Raw genomic sequence first — 2,275 nt, 5'->3', positions numbered from 1 at the left:
CCGTCCAAGGTCGCCGCCGCCTTCATGCGCACCCAGGGGGTGCCGCGGGTCATGCGGGTGAGGAACCCGGCGTTCTCCGCCCGGGCTTCCGCCTCCAATAGGCCGCATTCAGCCTTGATCCCGGCGTCGCGGAGCATCCTGAGGCCCCGCCCCGCCACCTGCGGATTGGGATCCAGCACGGCCGCGACGACGCGCACGAACCCCGCGTTGATGAGCGCCAACGCGCAGGGAGGCGTGCGCCCGTAGTGGGAGCAGGGCTCAAGCGTCACGTAGGCCGTGGCGCCCTCCAACGTGTGCCCGCGGGCGATGGCGTCCCGCATCGCGCAGACTTCGGCGTGCGGGCCGCCCGTTTCCTGGGTGAAGCCTTCACCCAGCACTTCGCCCGCGCGCATGATGACGCAGCCCACCGACGGGTTCGGGGGCGAAATCGGGCGCGCCAAGCGCGCGAGTTCCAGCGCGCGCCGCATGGCCCGCTCATCCTCGGCGGAAAAGACCGGCCGGGAGGCGTCGATTTCCTGTTCTGCGTCCGTCACGGTTCGTACGTCCCTTCGTTTCGTTCCCGCACCGCCTGATGAATCATGTCGATGAAGGCTTCCGGATCGTTGATGTTGAAGTAGACCGAGGCGAAGCGGATGTAGGCGATGGTGTCGAGGTGCTTCAAGGCTTCCAAAACCAATTCGCCGATGCGGTTCGATCGGATTTCGCGCTCGCCCGAGAGCATCAATGCCTGCTCGATGCGGTCCACCGCCTCGTCGATGCGGTCGGGCGAGACCGGGCGCTTCCGGAGCGCCAGCGCGATCGAGGCGTAGAGCTTCGCACGGTCGTATTCCATGCGGCCCCCGCCCTTCTTCACCACCCAGGGCATGTTGAAGATGACGCGTTCAAACGTGGTGAAGCGTTTCTTGCAGCGCGGGCATTGACGCCGACGGCGGATCACCGAGCCGGTCTCGGGTGAGCGCGAATCGGTGACGCTCGTGGCGGGGTTTTGACAGAAGGGACAACGCATGGGCGGTTCCTCGGATGGGAGGCCTTCAAGTTTAGCGCAGGCCCCGCCGGGATACCACGCGTGGTAGTCGGGACGTGAAGGAAGAACCACGCGTAGGTGTCGCGCCTCGTCAAAAGGGCGCCCGGCCCTTCGGCCGGACGTCCTTCGTCCGCTCGTCTGCGCCACGAGCCGGGGCGCACCCCGGCGGAGGCGGCGGTTGATCAGCCGCCCATGTAGACCGGGAACTTCGCGGTGAGTTCCGCCACCTCGGCCTTGACGCGTGCGAGCACGTCGTCCGACTCCGGCGCATCCAGAAGGTCCGCGATCCAGTTGGCGACCTTTTCGGCCTCTTCCAGGCCGAAGCCGCGGGTCGTCATCGCGGGCGTGCCGATGCGGATGCCCGACGTGACCATCGGCGGGAGGGGGTCGCCCGGGATGGAGTTCTTGTTCACCGTGATGTTGGCGGCGCCAAGACGCGCTTCGGCTTCCTTCCCCGTGACGGGGCGGCCCCTCAGGTCGACCAACATGACGTGGCTTTCCGTGCGGCCCGAGACGATCGGGAAGCCGCGCGCGGAGAGCACTTCCGCCATGCGGGCGGCGTTCGCCTTCACCTGCGTCTGGTAGGCCTTGAATTCGGGCTGGAGCGCTTCGCCCAGCGCCACCGCCTTCGCGGCAATGACGTGCATGAGGGGACCGCCCTGCGTGCCCGGGAAGACCGCGCTGTTGATCTTCTTCTCCAGATCTGGGCGCATGAAGATCAGGCCGCCGCGCGGACCGCGGAGCGTCTTGTGCGTGGTCGTCGTCACGATGTCGGCGTGGCCGAAGGGCGAGGGATAGACGCCCGCCGCGACGAGACCCGCGTAGTGCGCCATGTCGACCATGAGGAGCGCGCCGCAGGCGCGCGCGATGCGGCCGAACCGCTCGAAGTCGATCGCGAGCGAATAGGCGCTCGCCCCGGCGACGATGAGCTTCGGGCGGATCGCCATCGCCTTTTCTTCCAAGGCGTCGTAGTCGATCTCACCCCGGTCGTTGAGGCCGTAGGCTTCCGCCTGGTAGTAGCGGCCGGAGAGGTTCAGGCGCATGCCGTGCGTCAGGTGCCCGCCTTCGGCGAGCGAGAGCCCCAGGATCACGTCGCCCGGCTCCAACACCGCGAAGTACGCGGCGAGGTTCGCCTGCGCGCCCGAGTGCGGCTGCACGTTCACGGCCATCTCGACCCCGGCGGGTTCGCAGAAGAGCTTCTTCGCACGCGCGATCGCGAGCTCTTCGACGACGTCAACGTACTGGCAGCCG

At 67.8% G+C, this 2,275-nt stretch carries 3 protein-coding genes; all 3 read right to left on the bottom strand.

The window, feature by feature from the left end; translation table 11 throughout:
- On the bottom strand, positions 1 to 533 hold a 533-nt coding region (gene ribD, locus HMPREF9440_RS12170), incomplete at its 3' end, for a bifunctional diaminohydroxyphosphoribosylaminopyrimidine deaminase/5-amino-6-(5-phosphoribosylamino)uracil reductase RibD (RefSeq protein ID WP_245523596.1).
- Positions 530 to 1,006: a transcriptional regulator NrdR gene (gene nrdR / locus HMPREF9440_RS08245; RefSeq protein ID WP_040765021.1), complete on the bottom strand. Its 477-nt coding sequence runs from the start codon at positions 1,004 to 1,006 to the stop codon at positions 530 to 532. The genes nrdR and ribD, both read right to left, overlap by 4 nt.
- Positions 1,007 to 1,206: 200 nt before the next feature.
- Positions 1,207 to 2,275 (bottom strand): serine hydroxymethyltransferase (gene glyA, locus HMPREF9440_RS08240; RefSeq protein ID WP_008543237.1); only part of this gene is annotated, 1,069 nt, incomplete at its 5' end.

Source organism: Sutterella parvirubra YIT 11816 (genome assembly GCF_000250875.1).
GTDB classification, from domain to species: Bacteria; Pseudomonadota; Gammaproteobacteria; order Burkholderiales; family Burkholderiaceae_F; genus Sutterella; species Sutterella parvirubra.
Note: the sequence above shows the minus strand (reverse complement) of the source record. Positions and strands in the feature narration are given on the sequence as shown.

Bases quoted from the DNA above. Each gene is read 5' to 3' on its own strand.
- nrdR (WP_040765021.1), bottom strand. From the start codon at position 1,006: ATGCGTTGTCCCTTCTGTCAAAACCCCGCCACGAGCGTCACCGATTCG.